Genomic DNA, 20,188 nt, shown 5'->3' with positions numbered 1-20,188 from the left:
CAGCGTCGGCTCTCATCATTGTGCTCGAAGCGGGCACAAGGTCAGTTATAGAGACAAGAAGTCTTTAAACTGTTGAAGAACACGTTCCGCAGTGTCCTTATCTTGCATTTCTGCAAAAATACGTAGTAATGGCTCAGTACCAGAGAAGCGCGCGATGATCCAACCGCCGTTCTTGAAGTAGACTTTCGCGCCATCTTCGTAGCTGACTTTTTCAATATCGAACTCAAACTCAGGCAGTTGTTTTTCAACATATATCTTGTTGAATAGGACTTCTTTTTGCGCTGGTTTGAATTTGCAATCACCTTCTGCCATGTACGCGTAGCCGTACTTGCCATAGATTTCATCCAGTAGCTCAGACAGCTTTTTGCCCGTTACCGAGATCATTTCAACCAGTAAGCTTGATGCGAACACACCATCTTTACCTTTGATATGACCGCGAATAGTTAAACCACCAGAGCTTTCTCCACCAATCAGTGAGTCATCTGCTTCCATTTGCGAGCTGATGTGTTTGAAGCCCACTGGAACCTCAAAACATTTCTCACCGTGATCTTCGGCGATTTTGTCTAATAGGTGTGTTGTCGCGATGTTACGTACGACTGAGCCTTTCCAACCTTTGTATTTCAATAGGTAGTAATACAGAAGAATCAGCACTTCATTTGGATGAATGAAGTTGCCTTTCTCATCGATGATACCAAGACGGTCTGCATCGCCGTCAGTCCCAATACCGATGTCGTAGCCTTCTTGCTCGACAAGGTGCATCAAGCGGTACAGGGTCGCAGCACTTGGAGAAGGCATTAAACCGCCGAAGTCTGGGTTTTTTCCGTCGTTGATCACGTCTACTTCACAGCGGCCGTTGATTAGGACGGTTTGCAGTGCGTTTTTCGCGACGCCAAACATCGGGTCAATCAGCACACGAAGGTTGGCTTTTTTGATTGCTTCAATGTCGATAAAGTCGATGATTGAATCAACAAACTCGTTCATCGGGTTGATGATTTCAATTAACTTGTCTTCAACCGCTTGGTCAAAATCGACACTTTTCACATCTTGTGCGGTAAGTGTAGAAATTTGAGTTTCAATTTTCTCGGTAATGATTTCATCGGCATCACGACCACCTTCAATGAAGACTTTGATGCCATTGTAATCGGCAGGGTTATGCGATGCGGTGATGCACGCTGAATATGCACAGCCCATCTCTTTTGCTTTGAACATCACGATTGGCGTTGGAACAAACTTATCGATAAAGCTGACTACAATGCCATTTGCCGCTAAAACTTCGGCAAACCAACGGCCCGCTTTATCAGACAGAAAACGTCGGTCATAGCCAATGACAAAGCCACGATCTGCCACTGATTCTCTGTTAGTGATGTTTGCTACTGCCTGAGCAACCAAACGAACATTATCTTTAGTGAATTCTTCACCGATGAATGCGCGCCAACCGCCTGTACCAAATTTGATCATGATTCGAACCTCAATAAGGGCGGCAATACACCGCGCCTTAAAATTTTGCTAGCGAACCCAATGCACAAGCTAAAGAGCAAAAGTGCATTGGGGCATTTTTAAGCGATTAACCTAGTGTTACGATCACTTCGTTCACGGAGCCTTCCGCTTGAACTGGTACTGATGCGCTAGTGATAGCTTCGCCGTTCAGAGTGATAGATTTCACGCCTTTGCTGACTGAATCAGGGTTAACAACTTTGATGTTGTAAGTCGCGCCTAGCCACTGACGAGTGACTTCAAATCCAGGCCAGTTAGTTGGAATACATGGATCGATAGTTAGACCATCAAAACCTGTGCGCACACCAAGGATAAAGTTGGTCACTGCGAAGTAAGCCCAACCAGATGTGCCAGTTAGCCATGGGTGGTTTGCACGACCGTGATCTTGGTGGTCTCGACCCATAATGAACTGCACGTAGGAGTACGGTTCTGCGATACGTTTTTCGATGATGTCGTTTTGGTTGTATGGGTTGAGTGCATCGTAGAACTTCATCGCACGGTCACCGCGCCCCAATTTTGCTTCAGCAACCCAAGCCCATGGGTTTGGATGTGAGAAGATCGCACCGTTTTCTTTTACGCCTTGGTAAACGCGCGTTACAAAGCCGATATCATCATTTGGTGTTGCGAATGATGGTGAGTTCAGATGTAGGCCGTATTCAGAGAATAGATTCTCGTCGACTGCGTCCATTGCCTTTTCACCGCGCTCTTGAGATACCGCACCAGACAGCACCGCAAGAGTGTTTGACTCAAGGTGTACACGACCTTCTTTTTGTTGCGCTGTGCCAATCTTGTCGCCGTTTTTCGTTAGACCACGGATATACCAGCCGCCTTCTTCGTCCCAAAGGTGTGTTTCACACGCTTCACGCACGTTTGCTGCCATCTCGGTGTATTTCTCAACGTCAGCTTCTTTGCCTAGATATTTTGCAAGGTCGATGAACTCTTGTAGCGCCCAGAAGTGTAGGAAAGACACCATTGAAGACTCGCCGCCACCTAGGTTTAGACAGTCGTTCCAGTCGGCACGTAGACCTTTACAGATGCCCGTTTGACCCACGTATTCAGCTGAGAAGTCTAGCGCAGCTTTCATGTGGTCATACACGGTTGCATCACCGCCATCCGCGTAAGGAATCACTTCGTCGAAGAAGCTGTGCTCACCGGTTTCCATCACGTATTTACAGATGGTTGGTACTAGCCATAGGTGATCATCAGAGCAAGTGTCTTCAATACCGTGGATCTTATCTTCATCGGACGGAGTAGGAACAACCGTTGGAGACTTAGATGGTTTAACATCTGCTTTTTCAGGATCGAACCAATCAGGATCGAATAGGTGTAGGCCGTAACCCGCTTTTACTTGACCACGCAGTAGATCAACGATGCGCTTACGAGTCATTTTCGGGTTCGCGTGAGGAACGGAAATTGCGTCTTGCGCCGTATCGCGGTAACCAAGACCAGTACGACCACCCACTTCGATGAACGAAGCAAAGCGAGACCAAACCACACATGTTTCTGCTTGGTATAGCGTCCAAGCATTGATCATGGTGTCTAGGCCTTCGTTTGGCGATTTCACTTGGAACTTGCCACAACGCTCATCCCAGTGTGCTTTGATGCCAGAAAATGCATTGTCGACTTCTGCAAGGTCTTGGTACTTAGCACGCAGACGTTCACCGTTACCTTTACCGATACCCAGAATGTAAGCAAAGCGAACTTCTTCACCTGGTTGGATAGTAAATTGCTTGTGCAGAGAGCCACAGTGGTTGTAACACGTTTGTGCGGTGTTAAAACACTTACCTTGTTCTACTGCTAATGGGTTTGCTTCGTCGCGGTATAGACCTAGGAAGCTATCACGTTGACCGTCGTATGAATCTGGATCAAACGTTGACGCTAGGTAGTAGAAGCCTTCGAAATCGTTAGTGTTGTAGTACAGGTCGTATTCAATCACACCTTCGTTGTATGACGTACCAGCAGAGTAGAGAGACATCTGGTGGTTTTGGTTATCTGATTGAATGTGGCTGAACGAGAACTCAACAAATGAGAATGCACTGATCGTACGCGGTTTGTCAGAGGTGTTCTTGATGACCACATCCCAAATTTCTGCATCTTCGCCTTTTGGTACAAAGAGCGTTTTGGTTGCGCTAATGCCGCTGTATTCACACTTGAATTTAGAGTACGACAAACCATGACGAACTTCGTAGTTCGCTTCGTCTAGGCTTTTGGCAACTGGTTGCCAAGAGATTGACCAGTAATCTCCCGTCTCATCATCACGTAGGTAAACGTAGTGTCCTGGGCGATCGAATGTCGCATTTGGACGGAACTTAGTAACACGGTTGTATTCTGGAGAGTTGTAGAACGAATAGCCACCTGCGTTATGCGAGATAACGGTACAGAATTTTTCTGTACCTAGGTAGTTGGTCCAAGGAGCAGGTACATCAGGGCGAGTAATGACGTATTCACGATTCTCGTTATCGAAATAGCCGTATTTCATTTGTGTATTTCCTTTTTACAAAGCTGCGTCTGCAGCCAAAATTTAAAAACTCTTCAAGCGTGATGTTTCTACATCAGCTCTGTATTACTTCCACGGTTTACGGTAATTCACTCCCTGCAAATCAAGCAGCGGTAGGTGTCCTTTCAAACGTGATAAATAGTCGGTCCAGTCTCGGTGTTGCTTGTCTGTCCAACATGCTTCTGCCATTGCGGTTAAGCGCGGGAAGACCATGTAGTCCATGCGAGACTGGTTGTTGATGATTTCACACCACAATGCTGTTTGAATGCCCCAAATGCGTTTACGTATTGGATCGTCGGCTGGCACTTCAGCGAGTGGTTCATAGTTGTAAGCTTTTTCTAGCGGCAACGGGTTAGCCCAATCCACGCCCGGTTCTTCTGGTGCGTAATCTTGGGTCATATCTAGGTAGGTGGTTTGCGCTGGTTGTAGCACCACATCGAAACCTTGGCGCGCGCAGTTCAACGCCGCTTCTTCGCTTAACCACGAATAGATCACTGTGTCTTTGCTAACTTTGTCGCCATGCTGTGCTTCTTCCCAACCGAGCATACGCTTGCCAAGTTTGCGCAGTTTGTCTTCGGCATGACGCAAGAAGTGCCCTTGTAACTCTTTGTAGTCGCTGTAACCCAGTTGTTCCATTAGTGCTTGGCACGCTGGGCTTTTTGACCATACGCCGTTAGGTACTTCATCCGCACCGATATGAACATAAGGGGCAGGGAACAACGCGGAGACTTCCTCCAACACTTTGTCGATAAACTCATAGCTCCCCGGCAGAGCTGGGTTAATGACATTGTCGTTGTAATGCTGAATGCTGCGGTATTCGGTGGTATCTTCTGCTTCTACCAATAGGTGTGGTAATGACTTGATGGCAGCTCGGCAGTGGCCTGGTACATCGATTTCAGGGATAACAGTGATGCCTCGTTTAGAAGCAAAGGCAACCACGTCTTTGATGTCTTCTTGAGTGTAAAAACCGCCGTAACGCTCAGCAAGGTGCGTGTACTGTGGCTCATTGGTTTCATCCAACCCACGCCATGCGCCAATATCGGTTAGTTGAGGCAATGATTTGATCTCAATTCGCCAACCTTCATCATCGGTAAGGTGCCAATGGAATGTATTGAACTTGTAGTGAGCCAACTGGTTGATCAAACGTTTGACTTGCTCAACGGAGTGAAAATGGCGAGCACAATCTAGCATCATACCGCGGTAACGAAAACGTGGTCGGTCTTTGATTGAACAGCAAACCACTTCCATTGAGGCTGGTTGATCGCCAACTTTGATCAGTTGCAATAACGTTGCACAAGCATGGGTAAAACCAGACGAAGAGCCAGCTTCAATTTTGATAGACTCTTCTGCTACCTTCAGCTTGTAGGCGCCTTCATCCAAGGTTGGGTTGCCTTTGAAGATGATCTGACTGCCATTGTCTGATGCGAACTCAAATTGATGAATGCGCTTAAGCTCTTCAAGTAACCACTCTTTAGCTGAATTGGCTAAGTTTGAATAAACCGCAACGCCAGCTTGATGATTAAAGCTAAAGTAGTGATCGCTGACTTCTATATGGTTTGGTTTTGGCAATAAAGGCTGCGCATGCGTCAAGCTGGAAGGGATCTCACTACGTTCACGGTACGGCGAAGCCAATACGATCGGCGTGACATCGACTTGAGCTCGCTGCAGGTTGCCGTTGACTTCAAAGTTGACCAAGGCTTCATTGAATCCATCAGAATAGTAACGGAATGGGTTCGAACCAATACTGAACTCGCAGTAAAAATGATGGTTAGCTGCCAGCACCAACCCTTCTGGTTTGAGGGTGCAGTAGCTGCCAATTTGCTTGAGCTGACCATTCGAAATACTATCCGGCAGAATGTAGCGATCAAAAGCAAAAATCAGGCTCCAATTGTGGAGATCTTGATCGCTCAAGTTATGGAAAGTCAGTCCGAAACGGCAGTTTTGCTTTTGTTCTGATAGGACGACGAGATCAACACGATATTCCATATCTACTCCTACGCCGCACTGAGCGAGTAAAGGTTATGTTCAGGTTTACCTGCAAACATAATTGCGCCTTCAATCGCGTCAAACTGTGGCTCAACAACCCATTGCTGAACTGGTGGCGAAAGCCAACGTAAAATACGTTCAGCAATGCTGCCCATTAAACAAATACGCGTTGCGCCGCGCTTGTTTAATGCCACGAGAAACATTTCTATATCAGCTGCAGTTTGCTTCAGCATCTCAATTGCCAGTGCATCACCTTGTTCTGCATGTTGGAAAATAGCAGGAGAAAACTGGCCATAATCACGAGGAAGCGCTTGTTTAGACCAAGCCACCACGTTATCAACGTCATTTTCGAAATGCGCCATGACGTGTTGTGCTAGAGGCGTTTTCTCCCTGATGCCATCTTCTGCTAACAAAACTTGTTGAACTAGGCGAAGCCCCATCACTGCGCCGCCACCTTGATCCGAAATCGGGAATTCACGACCACCGACAACGTGCTGCTCCAATCCTTTAAGGTAGATGCCACAAGAGCCCGTTCCTGCGATCATGATTGCGCCATCTTCGCCATTGTGTGCACCAACGCACGCGCCGTAAGCATCAGTATTAAGAGTCATACTGGCAAACGGATGAGGAAGAGACATAAAGGCTTGCCAAGATGCTTTGTGCTCAGCACCTGCAAGGGCTAAGCCGACATGCATTGATGCGAAATCTTGTTGTGTCAGACCGCCTTGCTCGGCAGCCGAAGTGATGGATTCAAGAATCGAAGCCATTGCAATTTCAGCACCTAGCATGATGTTGGCGCTGCCGCTTTTGGCCTCGCCAAGAAAATTACCTTGTGAATCTTTAATCCTGGCTCGACATGACGTGCCGCCACCATCGATACCAACAAAATACATCCCCATGATTATTGTTCCTTAATATTTTTAGAGGTTGCCAACTGAGAAATATGCTGAGCTTGACTCATTATCGCGAGTAAGTACCAAGCGCCATGCGGGATCCATTGTTCGCCCCAGCGCCAGTTTTGTAGCATGTCGTCTTTTTGTGCTGGTGGGTTAAATGCGATGTCTTCCTCGTCTTCAAAGCCGCCAGTGATTCCGTTACATACACCGCCTTTAGCGTTGAAGAAACCATATTGAGGAAGGTAATCAGGGTTGTTACGACCGTGGCCATCAAGCATGCACATGTCGTACGGGTTTAAGCCTACAATCCAGTTCAATGCATCTTGAGCAAACACGGAAAGTTGTTGTTGTATTTCTTGCGACGCTATATGCGGTTGAGCGAGATACGCCATGGTCGCGAGTGAGCCCAATCGAGCATTCTCGCCTTGCCACCAATAGCCGGATTCATTGTTGTGTGCGACAAAAAATGCATCGCGTTTTGACTCGTTTACGCCTTTAACATACTGGCGAGGGTAACCGAATGGGTTGGTCACTTTATTCGATATTTTGATCTCAAACTCACACGCTCGGTTAACGATGCATTTTACTGATTCTGTCTGTACGGAGTCGTCTTCAATTGCTAGGTATTCGCATAGGGCAATAACTGGTAGACCTGCTTCGGCAGCGTGAAAGTATGGACGACTGCCGTCTTGGTTTGCTGACCAAAAGTGTTGAATCTGCTCGTCGCTCATTTGGCGGGCAACTAAGCGTTGTGCCCACAAACGGCTCTCTTCCAAGTAGCGAGTTTCTTTGGTGGCTTTAAACAGTTCTACACTAGCTAGTAGCGCACAGTATTCGTCGATAATGTTTTCTTCACCATCATTGAGGTACTGCGTATTGTGCTCTTTTAAGTGCCAGTAACCATTTTCAGCAGCGTTGCGGTATTTCTGTTGATCGTATTCGCCGTGAACACCTAAACGCGACGCCGCGGCCAGCGCTGCGATGGCGACACCGCCACCTTGTCGAAAGCCTGCTTGGTAGTCGTCAAATTTGTGACCAAGTTGCGTTTCATAGGCACAAATTTCTCGTTGTGCGGTATCTTTGCTCCACTTATCAAAGACCGTCATGTAGAAGAAGCCTTTTTCGTTTTGCATACGAACAAGGAAGTCTGCACCGAACAGGGCTTCTTCAATAAGACGTGTACGTGTGAAGGCTGCGATGTCTTCGCTTCCTTCAAGCAATGAAAGCCCTTTTAGGATGTTCCAAACCACCATTGGAGTTTGTTGAGGGTTCAAATAATTAGCGTATGAAAGATGACTTAAATACTTACTAACGTCTCCAGATGCGTCGTACCAGCCTCCGTGAACATCAACTGTTTGGTTGGCGTTGAGCACTGGCACTTGTCGATCTTGTTGATCGAAAACCCCACCGCAACGTTGTGATTTGAAGTAGTGGATCACATCTGACAGGGTTTGATTCAACAGAATATGTTCGCCAACAGTGAAAGAGGAAGAACGCGAATCTTCCACTTGTAGGAAATAGTCGCCTGAATCTGTGAAAGATGAAAAGTCGATGAGGTAGAAATAGCCCTGATGCCAGTTCGCCACTTTACCTTGTTCTTCAACCGCAAAAGTTGCCACTGTTTGCTCGCTAGTGGCACAAATCAATTGAGCAGTGTAAGAAGACAAGTGTGGTTGTTCGGTCTGGATAATGGCTTTTTTGGGACCCAGACGTTCATAACCAATGTGGTTAGTCAGTAGCAGCATTCAATGTCTCCGGGAAACGATAAAACAGGAATGGGCCAGGCTGAACCTGACCCTCGTTATGATTAATCTTCAAATAAGTAACAGCGGACAAAGTGGTTGTCGGACAGTTGAGTGACGCCCGGTAGTCGTTCGCGACATTTGTCGGTAGCGTGTACACAACGTCCTGCAAATGGACAGCCGACAGATTCTGGTGTCCAAAGTGGGATTTCCCCTTTGTTGCCTTTCAGCTTCTCGTGAATAGACTTCGATGGATCTGGAACCGCAGATACCAACAGTTGAGTATATGGGTGTTGAGGATCGTGAATGATTTCTTCAGTATCGCCCCATTCAACCATGTGACCTACGTACATGACCGCGAGATCTTCAGCAATGTAACGCGCTGTTGCGATGTCGTGAGTGATGTAAAGCAGAGACATTTGTTTCTCGAACTTCATCTCTTCCATCAAGTTCAGAACACCGGCACGGATTGATACATCGAGCATCGATGTTGGCTCATCCGCCAATACCACTTCTGCACCTACTGCGATGTTACGAGCTAGGTTTACACGTTGACGCTGGCCGCCAGATAGCTGGTGCGGGAACTTTTGCGCCGTTTCTTTTGGTGGAATAAGACCAACTTGTTCAAGTAGGTCGTACACACGCTCTTCCAGTTCTTTCTTGTTGCCCGGTGCTACTTTCTTATGAATCAGCAGCGGGCGCGCAATATGGTGGAAGATATTGTGCGTTGGGTTTAGCGAGCCAAATGGGTCTTGCCACACCATTTGTACGCCTTCACGATATGCCATCAAGTCTTGTCTTGAGGTGATGTCTTGAATATCACGCCCTTTGTACTCAATGATGCCGTCAGTAGGTGCGTACATTTTTGCAATCATTTTAGCGGTGGTCGATTTACCTGAACCAGATTCGCCCACTACTGACAAACCGCGGCTTTTGTACATTTTGAAAGATACGTCGTTGATAGCACGCATCTTTGACTGCTTGATTGAGTTACTGTTTAACGGGAAGTCCTTAACGACGTTTTTACCCTCAACCAGCAGTTCGCCGAGTTGTTTGCTCATAATTCTCTCCAGTGTAATTTTGTTCTTAGCTAGCGTGACTTCTGGTTTTAAACCTTGGTTTGAGCAATCGTATCGCCGTACAAGTGGCAGTTTGAATAACGACCAGGTTCAATTTGACGCAGCTGAGTCGGTACTCGTGTACAAGCTTCGTGGACACGGTCACAGCGAGCTTGGAAGCGGCAGCCTTGAGGAATCTCTAATAGGTTCAAAGGGTTGCCTGGAATACCAGTCAATTTGGTCTTAGGGCCAGTTAGTGGAGGGAAAGAGCTACCCAAACCTTTGGTGTAAGGGTGGTAAGGACTTTCCAGAATTTGTTTCGAAGGTGCGACTTCAATCAATTCACCTGAATACATGATGCCGATACGGTCAGAAAACTCGACCATCAGCGACAAGTCATGAGTAATGAACAGAATCGAGAAGCCAAACTCTTCTTTAAGCGCGTAAATCTTTTGCAGAATTTCACGTTGGACCACCACGTCTAGTGCCGTAGTTGGTTCATCCATGATGATCATCTTCGGATTCAGAGCCAGAGCAATAGCGATAACCAAACGCTGACGCATACCACCAGAGAACTGGTGCGGGTAATCGCTCAAGCGGCTAGGATGAATATCAACAATTTCCAATAGGCCTTCAGCGCGAACTCTTGCTTGAGCTCGAGTGAGTCCTGTGTGGCGCATGATTACGTCGCAGAACTGTTCTTCCATAGTGAGAACTGGGTTCAGCGCGTTCATCGCACTTTGGAATACCATCGACATTTCACTCCAACGGAATGATTGCATGCGTTGATCACTGTATTGGAGGATGTCTTCGCCATTGAAGATAACTTCACCTCCGGTGATAAACGCTGGCGGCTTATGTAAGCGCATTAGTGAGAAAGCAACGGTTGATTTACCACAGCCTGATTCACCAGCCAGACCAAAGACTTCGCCCGGTGCAATATCAAAGCTTACGTTGTTACAGGCACGGACATCGCCCGCATCTGTAATGTAGTCTACGCATAGGTTACGGATAGAAATTAGTGGTGCAGTCATGATTATTTATCTCCGCTCCATAGTGCATTTTGCGGTGCCAATTCAGGCTCACGCTCTTTCTTGTCTTTTGCTGCTAGTTTTTTCCAGCGTTTCATGCCTTTGTGAGAACGAAGCTGAGGGTTCGCAATTTCGTCAACGGCAAAGTTCAACAGAGCAAGACCAGTAACCAGTAGTGTTAGTGCAATACAAGGTGCGAGTACTTCCCACCATGCGCCAATCAACATTGCTGAAGATGTTTGTACGTTGTACAGCATGATGCCCCAGCTGATGGTGTTTGCGTCGCCAAGACCCAAGAACGAGATAACGGCTTCGGTGTTGATTGCCAGCATTACTGAACCGATGAAGCTTGCACCTACGATAGGAATTAGGTTTGGCAGAATTTCAACGAAGATGATGCGGAATGGAGATTCACCCAAAACTTCGGCTGCTTTAACGAACTCTTTCTCACGCAGTGCCATGGTTTGCGAGCGAACAACACGAGCGCCCCAAGCCCAGGAAGTACCTGCAATAATTAAGGCAATGGTGAGAGGACCTGCCTCGCCAATGAATGCCGCCAATACAAACAGCAATGGATATTGAGGAATTACTAGCATGATGTTCATTGCAGCACTCAATACGTCATCCACTTTACCGCCGAAGTAACCTGCCGAGATACCAATGACCGTAGCTAGGAAACACACGATGATGCCAGCACCGAAGCCTACCCCTAGTGATACGCGGGCACCGTAAGCCACTTGTGACCAGATGTCGCGGCCCATACGGCTAGTACCTAATACGTGATCTGCTTTTTTAGACATAATCAGCGTGCGACGATCGTCTGCTAGGTTCTTAGCCACCCAACCATCAGGGTTACTTTGCGCTTGTTTCACAACAAAGCTTGGGTACTCATGAGGGTTACCAGTACGCTTGTCTGGTGCGTGTTTTGTAATTAATGGTGCTGCCACTGCAACGAAGATGAAGATCGTGATAATGGCTAAACCAATACGTGCGAACGAGTTGCCTAAAATCAGTTTGAATAAGTTTTTCATGATTATTTGCCTCCCTTGCGTAGGCGAGGGTCTAGAATCATGTACAGCATGTCAGCCATTAAGTTGAAGCACAGCATGAACATCGTCATGATAATTAGTTGACCTTGAAGTACTTGGTAGTCACGAGCGTGGATAGCGTTCAGTAGAACAGTACCTAGGCCTGGGTAGTTAAAGATCATTTCGATAATCAACTGACCACCGATAGCCATACCTAGAGACATTGAAAGTGCAGTCACACTTGGAAGTAGAGCGTTACGAGCGGCGTAGTTAAATACCACACGGTTTTCGCTTAGACCCTTACCTTTAGCCATTGTGATGTAGTCTTCAGCTAGAAGGTTGATCATGTTGTTACGCATGTTTACTAAGAAGCCACCGATTTGAACAATCGTTGCACAAAATAGAGGCAGTACCGCGTGATAACCAACGTCTTTAATGAATGCCCAGCTTGACCAATCTGGTACGGTGCCTGGTGTATAAGCGTAGCCAGATGGGAACCATTTCAAGCCAATTGAAAAGGTAAACAGCGCTAGCATTGCGATAACCATTTGTGGGATAGCTTGGATGATCAGTGTGCCTGGTGTTACGAAGGCATCGTAACGACTACCACGTTTCCAAGCGGCGAAGATGCCAAGAACTGATGCGATTGAGAAAGAAAGTACAACCGCTGTACCAGCTAGGAACAGAGACCAGCCAAATGCACTGCCAAGTAGAGAGTTTACTGAAAGCGGATAGAACTGAATTGAAGTACCTAGCTCCCAGCTTAGAATGTTTTTAATGTAGGACAGGTATTGGATGTAAATAGGACCATCAACGAAACCTAGCAATTCTTTCATTGCTGCGATTCGCTCTGGCGTTACCTGTACTGAAGCGTTCGCAAACATCATGGTAACTGGGTCACCAGGCATTGCTCGCGGAATAATAAAGTTTAACGTCGCCGCAACTAAGAGCGCGACAAGATAGAACGACAAACGTCTTAAAAAATAACCCATAACTCACACCTTACTCACCCAGATTTTTTCCCTGTTTCTGGTTTCAGGTCGCCCCTAGCGAAATTTAGAGCGAAAAATCCCCTGACGACGAGCGCCACATATTGGTTTCGTTATTAGGGGATTTTTATAGGCGGCACACGGGATGTGTGCCGCGAGAAATGAACTTCTACTTATTTAACTGGTTTTAGGTCCAGTACGTGAAGTAGACGCTCTGGGATACCAGCCCAAATGTTTGGACGGCCCTTAGGATTTTCTTCGTTCCACCAACCAGTGAAGCGAGTTGTGTTGTATTGGTACATGTAAGCGCCAGACAACACAGGGATAGTAACTTGATCCTGAGCGATGATTTGCTGGATACCATGAGCGATTTCTAGCTGCTCTTGCTTATCAGCTGTTTTGTAGAAGCTGTTAAGTAGGCTGTCTAGCTTGTCGTTCTTGTAGAAGTGCATCGCGAAACGAGGCATACCATCGCCAGATTGTAGCTTCGAGTTGTAACCGCTATCCCAGTACAAGTGTGGATCTGCACCGTGGAAGTAGTTGGTGTAAGCAACGTCGTAAGTACCTTCTAGCATTGCTTGGTTGTACACAGAGAAGTCTGGAGTACGAGCACGTGCTTTAATACCAACTTCAGCTAGTTGCTCAACCGCTAGTTGTACTGTGTTGTTGAAGTCCGTCCAACCGTTTGGCGATTGAATTAGAAGCTCAAAAGACTTACCTGATGGTGTGTCTACGAAGCCATCTTTGTTCACGTCTTTGAAGCCAGCTTTCGCTAGAAGTTTCTTAGCACCTTCAACGTTGTACGTGTTGTAGCCTTTGTACTTGTTGTGAGTTGCTTCGTCAGACCAAGCTTCGAATGCGTAGCCAAGGCCAGATGCGAAGTCGTTCACTGTACCGCCACCGTAGAATGCGATGTCGATGATAGTTTGACGGTCAAGCGCCATAGAGAACGCGCGACGGAAGTCAACGTTTGTTAGTGCTTCGTTCTTAGCAGCGTCTGGGTTTTTGAAGTTCACTACGAACGCTTGAGTACCCGCTGGCGGGTACCAGTAGTGGTGGTTCGGGCTTGCTGCTGCGTAAGTACGGTCAATGTCAGGAACGAATGAAGAAGTCCAGTCCATCTCGCCGTTAACAATCTTACCTAGGAATTGGTCGTTGTTTGCGATTTGAGGTACACGTAGACAGTCAACATCTAGGTTGTCAGCATCCCAGTAGTTCGGGTTTTGACATTGGATGTACAATTGTGGAGTGAACGTATCGATCACTGTGAATGGGCCTGAACCTACAGGATTTTCGTTAGTAAACGTTGCTGGATCTTTCACTTTGCTCCATACGTGCTTAGGTACAACTGGTACTTTAGCAATTTCGTAAGGAACGTTAGAGTTTGCTTCGCTTAGACGGAATTTAACTTGGTAGTCGTTAACTTTCTCAACACCAGTAACCCAAGAGTTGATGCCTGACTGGTCTAGCTCAGGTTTCTCTTTTACTAGGTTGAAAGAGTAAACAACGTCGTCAGCAGTGAATGCTTGACCATCAGACCATTTCACGCCTTTACGGATATCGAAAGTTACGCTCATTAGGTCGTCAGCCATTTTGAAGTTTTCAGCTAGACGGAATACCGGAGTGTTACCGTGCATTTCGTTGAAAACAACTAGTGGCTCGTAGATGAAGTCGGTTGTTGTGTGCAAGTTAGTTGCACCCAAGAAAGGGTTAAAGTTACGAACGAAAGTTGTAAACTCTTTAGGGTGGATAGTCAGTTCACTGCGTTCAGCCGCAGTAGCTACCGATGCAAAACCTGTAGTAGCTGTTGCAATAATTGCTGTTGCTAGTGCTGTTTTTTTAATATTGGCAAGCATAGCTGTTCCTTACTATTTGCTTTCATTTCACTAAATGGAATTGAATGTCATCAATTGATAAACACTCTCCAAGACCTACCTCTTCGTTTTTCGTTACTTACGCTTTTCACATTAAGTCTCGTTAAGAGTGGCCTGTAGGCCTTAGGCAGGAGTAAGAAAACACCTTATCCATAAAATAATCAAACTCGATTCCCGTTAAAAACGTTAAAAACACACCCGTCCACGTCATAAACGTCATTTTGTTTGCTTTTAGCTCGTTCTTGGTTGAAAAATGAACATTGATATGTGTCGCAGTTTATATCCGTGTTTTGTTTGTGTGTTAGTGGATGCTAACCTTGGGGTTGGAGTATTTAAAGGGTTCTTTCTGTCTATCTAAGGTTCGGAGATCTAGCTCACATGCGCTGAAAGCGTTAATTAATCAGGTGAAATTTAATCTGCCGTTCTGTTGTGATTGACTTCGCAATCTCTGTCAATTGTTGGTCAATTTCCGTTTGGAATATGAAAAATCGTCTTTTTTACCAGCGAAATTAAGGGGGTGATTATGCTTTTTTTACAAGAAAAATGAAGTCTAATTTCCCATTTATCAAAGAAGAATGGCGGATTGATAAATAGTGCAATACAACACTTTTTAACTACGGTGTTTTTTCGTTTAAAGAAGAGGAGAGTTCCGTCGAAGCTGCTAGGAAATGAGCTCAATTAAGAAGAGTGCTTGAGGCCGTCGCTAAGATTAATGGTGTTTGTGAAAATGTCAGCTCGTACTAGTTCGTTGAGTGCATAGGAGCATACTTTCACCGTTTACATGTCATGCATTTTGTTTTTTGAGAGGTGAGAGTGCGTACCACCCATAGGCAGAAAACATAGGTATAAAAAGCCCCGCATTGAGCGAGGCTTGTATTTTATGAGAGGTTTAGCTAGTGAGCAGTCTTTGCAATTTATCGCGCTGTGCTTCGATGTAAGCACGTTCAGGGCTCTGTTCTTTACAGTGTTCAAGAATAAACTCAATCGAACTCAGAACCGTTCTCCAGCGTGGTGTTTTAGGCAGAGTTTCGATACGCATGTATTTATCGAGCGTGCGGGTTTGCAGTGTGCTTCGGTCGAGGTAGACGCGCCACAGTCCACTTTGTTCGGCAAACGCAAATTTACTTTCACCCGTAACAGACTCCCAATAGTCCAATGCATGCGTCATGGCATCGACTAACACTTCACGCATCAAATCTTGCTTATCTTTTTTGTTGCCCAAAGCCTTATCAGCCAAACGAGTAAACTCGCCACCAAGCTCTTTGAGTTTCTGCAACTGGTCTCTATCACCATCGAATGCATAACTTGAGAGTACTTCTACCGCAGTTTCTAGGTTATGAATACGCGCGGCGTTAGCTCCACCACCGACATTAAAGATGTACATCACATCTAAGCCGGAGCCTTCTGGCAGTTTTAGAATGTCGGCTTCAATGTTTTGACGAATATCCTCAATGTAGATATCAATTTTGCCGCAATAATGAGGCTGCTTCACCGTCAAATATTTTGGTGCGATCAGTTCGTCAGCTGACGAGCGTTTAAGTTGCTCTAAACTGCGTTTGAATAGCTTACAAGCCGCTTCGTTAGCAAAACGAATACGCTGATCTTCTCGCAGACAAATAATAGCTTCCGGTGCAGATTCTAGCTGTTCCAACAAACGACCTTGAGTTTCAAGAAGGCTTGCTTCGACGACAGCACGTTGTCTAAGTTCTGACTCCAGCACTTTGTTTTCCATATGGCGCATTTCCGCTTTACTTGCTGTTAAATGCGCTTGGATACGTGCCGCCAACTCTTGTTTGTTGAATGGCTTCGATAAGTAGTCATTCGCGCCTGCTTCAAAGCCTCTCACACGGTCTTCTGTTTGGCTGAGAGCGGTGAGCATAATGATCGGTAGCTCAGCATGATCATAGGTTTCACGTAGTTCACTACATACTTGGTAGCCGCTCATGCCGGGCATCATAATGTCGAGTAACAGCAGTTCCGGCTTTTCTTGTTCAACCAGCGCCAGCGTTTCTGGGCCATCTGAAACGGTACGAACGCGGTATCCTTCTAGGCGCAAGAAGCTTTCCAGTACTCGCAAGTTAACGGGTTCATCATCTGCGACGTAAAGCAGTGGGCCATCAGGGTTCTCGGGTAGCGATAAGTCGTCGCCATTTTCCAAATTAATCTCAGGAATTTGAAAGTGCCCGCGCGCCACTAAGGTTTGAGTTGCTTGGATTTCTTCTTCGCTGGCCAATGGCAAGGTGAAACTAAACGTGGTGCCGACCATCGGTTGACTGCTTACGTAAAGCGAACCGCCCATCAACTCAATCAGTTGGCGGCTAATCGATAGTCCCAGTCCCGCACCTTGACGATAGCGACTTGCATCTTGACCAGCTTGAATTAAAGGCTCAAAAATATGCTCAAGATGTTCTGCTGGAATCCCCTGACCAGTATCGACCACTTGCACTCGGACGTGATCGTCAACAATGGTAGCGGAAATGACGATCTTACCTTCTGAGGTGTATTTAATGGCATTGCCAATCAAGTTATACAGCACTTGCTCTAGGCGTTGAGGATCGGCCGAAACGGCTTTCAGGTCGGCTGGTACTTGGTTGATGATGCGAATGGTCTTATTGCCTAGCAGGTGATTAGAAAGCTCAAGCACCAAGCGTGTTGCACTGGCTAAGCTTACTGCCGATTTTTGGATATCCATGCTGCCATAGCGCATTTTGTGGTAATCCAATAAATCGTCTACGAGGTTAGCTAAGCGTTGACCACTTTTGATAATGATATCAAGTTGGTATTTTTGACTGGCGGGAATGACTCCATTTGCTCCTGACACGAGGGTTTCTGCAATCCCAACCATGCCATGTAGCGGTGTACGTAATTCGTGCGAGGTTGTTGCGAGGAACTCATCTTTCAGTTTATCAGCCAGTTGCAACTCATCATTTTGCTTCTGAATCAGCTTGATGTTGCTTTCAAGTTCTTCGTTTTGCTGTTTGATGGTTTGGATTTTTTCTCGAATCGAGCGCTGCATACGTTCGAAGCTGATAGCCAAGCGACCGATTTCATCTTTACGTTCGGTATTGAATGTTGTTTCGTCGAGGTCGCCAGCGGATACTTTCTCCGCCGCCCAAGTCAGCTTCAGCAGTGGTGATGTAATGAAGTTGGACAAATAATGCGATGCAATCACCACAAGAATGATCGCGATTAGCATGGCGATAACGAAGAGTTTTTCCAGTTGATGAATGCGTGAAAACGCCTCTTTTTCTGGAAGTTGAACTACGAGCGCCCATGTAATGCCGCGTGTTTGAATTGGGGCAAATGCAGCGATAATTTCTTCGCCAAGTCCATTGGTGTAGGTGCCAACGTCGGTTTGTCCCGCTAAAGCTTTATCGATGACTTCAAGACTGTTTTGAATACTGTCTTGTTTGGTATTAATCGTACGTGGTTGCTGATCGCTGCCGACCAGTAGAGTGTTGATGGACGATTCACGGTTCTTATCTGCGATCAGTTTGGTAATGCCGTTGTTTGGTAAACGGAACATAGCATAGCTGTGCAAATAGCCTTGCTGAACGATAGGTGCTCCAAGCCAAGCGACTTGTCGACCATGTTCCAGTTCAAAATCAGAAATAATGACGGGCGTATAATCTTCATTCACTTTGCGGCGTTCGTTGACGTCATCAGCTAGACGTTTAAAGGTTTTACCTAATGCCGAGTCTTTGTAGCGCCCCGTTAGTAGGTTAGTACCGTAGTTGTCATCTTTGTTGATGGAATAAGTCACGTTGCCGTTAATATCGACCAGCAAAATATCATTAAAATCTGAGCGTTTGAGTAGCTCCAGATACGCCCAGTGATAACGTTTGTGGAGTAAGCGATAACGTTCACTGCCGACATAATTTGAGGACTCCGGCAAAATCGATGTTTTGATTTGGTCACCGCTGCCTTCGATATAACGTTGCTGAGCATTTTCACGTGCTTCTTCAATATCATTGCCTAAACGGCTAAATGCATTGACGAGGCCGTAAAAACGACCACCACTGGCATACGCGAGCTCAGAGCGTACAAATCCCATGACTTCGGTTTCTTGCGCTTCGAAGTAGTCGAGGATCTGTTGTTGTTTGGTATCACGAACAGAAAGCAGATGTGAAGTGCTCTGTTCTTGCAGATCTTTACTATGGGATTGCAGGAAAAAAATCGCAGTGATGGTAAGAGGCGTAATGCTGAGGACAAGAAACGCAGTCATCAGCGTACTCTGAAGGCGCTTAAATTTCTGTTTTTTGTAGAATTTAAACATGGATAAGATTACAACTCGTAAAGGGCTTGCACGGGTTGAAGGTGCTCGCCTAGGTTCTCGTTAAAAACGGATAAGAAGTTAAATTCGATAGAATTAACAAAATTAACGAGTTTTTTTTCTTTGACAAGAAAGTTAGTTGCAAAGCGTGCAGAGTCACGCAGTTTTTCTTACAAATGGGGCAATTTTAGGAAAGAAGCGCGCAGGTTCTTGCCTGCGCGGCTCACCATTACGATTTTTTCGCGTAGTAGATAGAGAACTTATTGGTCTTATTTAGCGTCTCGCAATTATTGAATGCATTCTCAATAATTGGTGGGTATTTCAAGAAGCTGTTCGCAACAATGATCATCTCACCATGGTTTGAAAGGTGTTGTGGCGCGTGACCTAACAGAGTTTCAGCAGCGTTGTAATTGGTGTCTAAACCACTGTGGAATGGCGGGTTGCTGATGATAAATCGGTAGTCATTGGCCGTATCTGAGTAAATGTCAGACGCAAACACGCGACCAGACAAACCGTTGGCTTCAAGCGTTGCTTGGCTTGAGGTGATGGCATACGCGTTGATGTCACACATCTCAATCGCAATTTCTGGGTTTGCTTTCGCCATGAACGCGCCTAAAACACCGGCCCCACAACCAAAATCGAGCACTTTGCCTGACAAGTTAGGTAAGGTTTCCAGTAGTAGACGGCTGCCTAAGTCAAATTGACCATGACTGAATACGCCCGGTAAACTTTTTACTGTAAGTGACTGCTCACCAAGGGTTACCGTGTAAGACTTAAACCAATCTTCTTGATTGAATGGCTTTGGCTCATTTAAGCAATTACCCCAGTAGAAAGAGCAGCGGCGAGCTGAGTCGTATTTGTTCACCGGGCCATATTCTTTGAACATCTTTTCAATGCTCTTTACGCCGGAACGGTTTTCACCGACAACCACAATCTCCGTGTTCACGCCGAGTTTAGCCATGAGCATGGCAAGCAAATATTCGGCTTCTGCTTTCGCTTTTGGCCAATACAGCAGGAGCATGTCGGCTTGAGTACCCACATCAAATTCAGAACCAAAATGGCTTTTTATTTTATCTGAGTGACGGATTTGACGGAAATAGCTGTAGTTTGAAGTAAAGACTTCGACCGATTCACAGTGTGCGGTCAGTTCCAGAGGGAACATATCTTCGACTTCACCTGCAACTAAAACATGTTTTCCGTTGAAGTACTCTAGCTGACGCTGAGCGATTTGGCTTGGAGCGATATAGGCAGACATAAATTTGGTTCATCAGAAATAATTAGGGCCAGATTTTCGCACAATCTGGCCCAAGCTTGAAGCTG

The 20,188-nt window shown here is 46.1% G+C and carries 12 protein-coding genes; all 12 read right to left on the bottom strand.

Annotation, left to right across the window (positions count from 1 at the left end; all coding sequences use genetic code 11):
* Positions 1-45: 45 nt before the first annotated feature.
* The 12 genes from ACF8EG_RS06910 to rsmC all read right to left on the bottom strand — a co-directional run bounded on the left by ACF8EG_RS06910 (position 46) and on the right by rsmC (position 20,123).
* Complete coding sequence (locus tag ACF8EG_RS06910) at positions 46-1,458, bottom strand: phosphoglucomutase/phosphomannomutase family protein (RefSeq protein WP_005488437.1); 1,413 nt, start codon at positions 1,456-1,458, stop codon at positions 46-48.
* Between the two features lie 106 nt (positions 1,459-1,564).
* Positions 1,565-3,973, bottom strand: a complete 2,409-nt coding sequence (locus ACF8EG_RS06905) for a GH36-type glycosyl hydrolase domain-containing protein (RefSeq protein WP_069507396.1) — start codon at positions 3,971-3,973, stop codon at positions 1,565-1,567.
* Between the two features lie 84 nt (positions 3,974-4,057).
* Positions 4,058-5,977: a beta-N-acetylhexosaminidase gene (locus tag ACF8EG_RS06900; protein ID WP_024702439.1), complete on the bottom strand. Its 1,920-nt coding sequence runs from the start codon at positions 5,975-5,977 to the stop codon at positions 4,058-4,060.
* 8 nt (positions 5,978-5,985) lie between these two features.
* Complete coding sequence (locus tag ACF8EG_RS06895) at positions 5,986-6,876, bottom strand: N-acetylglucosamine kinase (protein WP_023584006.1); 891 nt, start codon at positions 6,874-6,876, stop codon at positions 5,986-5,988.
* A 2-nt stretch (positions 6,877-6,878) separates the two neighbouring features.
* Entirely contained in the window at positions 6,879-8,618 is a 1,740-nt protein-coding gene (locus ACF8EG_RS06890) for a glycoside hydrolase family 9 protein (protein WP_031814036.1), read from the bottom strand.
* 62 nt (positions 8,619-8,680) lie between these two features.
* Positions 8,681-9,676 carry an ABC transporter ATP-binding protein gene (locus ACF8EG_RS06885; protein ID WP_005461254.1) on the bottom strand — a complete coding sequence of 332 codons (996 nt, stop codon included), beginning with the start codon at positions 9,674-9,676 and terminating at the stop codon, positions 8,681-8,683.
* Between the two features lie 47 nt (positions 9,677-9,723).
* The gene (locus tag ACF8EG_RS06880) at positions 9,724-10,707 is read right to left on the bottom strand and encodes an ABC transporter ATP-binding protein (protein ID WP_020841243.1); all 984 of its coding nucleotides are present in this window, start codon (positions 10,705-10,707) and stop codon (positions 9,724-9,726) included.
* Positions 10,708-10,709: 2 nt separating this feature from the next.
* Entirely contained in the window at positions 10,710-11,735 is a 1,026-nt protein-coding gene (locus ACF8EG_RS06875; protein ID WP_005461261.1) for an ABC transporter permease, read from the bottom strand.
* A 2-nt stretch (positions 11,736-11,737) separates the two neighbouring features.
* Positions 11,738-12,724, bottom strand: coding sequence for an ABC transporter permease (locus ACF8EG_RS06870; protein WP_005461259.1), 987 nt, complete (start codon positions 12,722-12,724; stop codon positions 11,738-11,740).
* Positions 12,725-12,894: 170 nt separating this feature from the next.
* Entirely contained in the window at positions 12,895-14,577 is a 1,683-nt protein-coding gene (locus ACF8EG_RS06865; RefSeq protein WP_005461274.1) for an ABC transporter substrate-binding protein, read from the bottom strand.
* A gap of 907 nt (positions 14,578-15,484) precedes the next feature.
* Positions 15,485-18,871 (bottom strand): response regulator, encoded by a 3,387-nt coding sequence (locus ACF8EG_RS06860; RefSeq protein ID WP_005461251.1) that lies wholly within the window; start codon positions 18,869-18,871, stop codon positions 15,485-15,487.
* Positions 18,872-19,097: 226 nt separating this feature from the next.
* Complete coding sequence (rsmC, locus tag ACF8EG_RS06855; protein WP_069507395.1) at positions 19,098-20,123, bottom strand: 16S rRNA (guanine(1207)-N(2))-methyltransferase RsmC; 1,026 nt, start codon at positions 20,121-20,123, stop codon at positions 19,098-19,100.
* Between the last annotated feature and the right edge of the window lie 65 nt (positions 20,124-20,188).

Origin of the sequence: Vibrio sp. YQ_11, assembly GCF_043103065.1 — a bacterium.
Lineage (GTDB): Bacteria > Pseudomonadota > Gammaproteobacteria > Enterobacterales > Vibrionaceae > Vibrio > Vibrio parahaemolyticus.
The sequence above is the reverse complement of the archived record's forward strand: the minus strand, read 5'-3'. Positions and strand labels throughout refer to the sequence as shown.

Bases quoted from the DNA above. Each gene is read 5' to 3' on its own strand.
- ACF8EG_RS06910 (WP_005488437.1), bottom strand. From the start codon at position 1,458: ATGATCAAATTTGGTACAGGCGGTTGGCGCGCATTCATCGGTGAAGAA.
- ACF8EG_RS06905 (WP_069507396.1), bottom strand. From the start codon at position 3,973: ATGAAATACGGCTATTTCGATAACGAGAATCGTGAATACGTCATTACT.
- ACF8EG_RS06900 (WP_024702439.1), bottom strand. From the start codon at position 5,977: ATGGAATATCGTGTTGATCTCGTCGTCCTATCAGAACAAAAGCAAAAC.
- ACF8EG_RS06895 (WP_023584006.1), bottom strand. From the start codon at position 6,876: ATGGGGATGTATTTTGTTGGTATCGATGGTGGCGGCACGTCATGTCGA.
- ACF8EG_RS06890 (WP_031814036.1), bottom strand. From the start codon at position 8,618: ATGCTGCTACTGACTAACCACATTGGTTATGAACGTCTGGGTCCCAAA.
- ACF8EG_RS06885 (WP_005461254.1), bottom strand. From the start codon at position 9,676: ATGAGCAAACAACTCGGCGAACTGCTGGTTGAGGGTAAAAACGTCGTT.
- ACF8EG_RS06880 (WP_020841243.1), bottom strand. From the start codon at position 10,707: ATGACTGCACCACTAATTTCTATCCGTAACCTATGCGTAGACTACATT.
- ACF8EG_RS06875 (WP_005461261.1), bottom strand. From the start codon at position 11,735: ATGAAAAACTTATTCAAACTGATTTTAGGCAACTCGTTCGCACGTATT.
- ACF8EG_RS06870 (WP_005461259.1), bottom strand. From the start codon at position 12,724: ATGGGTTATTTTTTAAGACGTTTGTCGTTCTATCTTGTCGCGCTCTTA.
- ACF8EG_RS06865 (WP_005461274.1), bottom strand. From the start codon at position 14,577: ATGCTTGCCAATATTAAAAAAACAGCACTAGCAACAGCAATTATTGCA.
- ACF8EG_RS06860 (WP_005461251.1), bottom strand. From the start codon at position 18,871: ATGTTTAAATTCTACAAAAAACAGAAATTTAAGCGCCTTCAGAGTACG.
- rsmC (WP_069507395.1), bottom strand. From the start codon at position 20,123: ATGTCTGCCTATATCGCTCCAAGCCAAATCGCTCAGCGTCAGCTAGAG.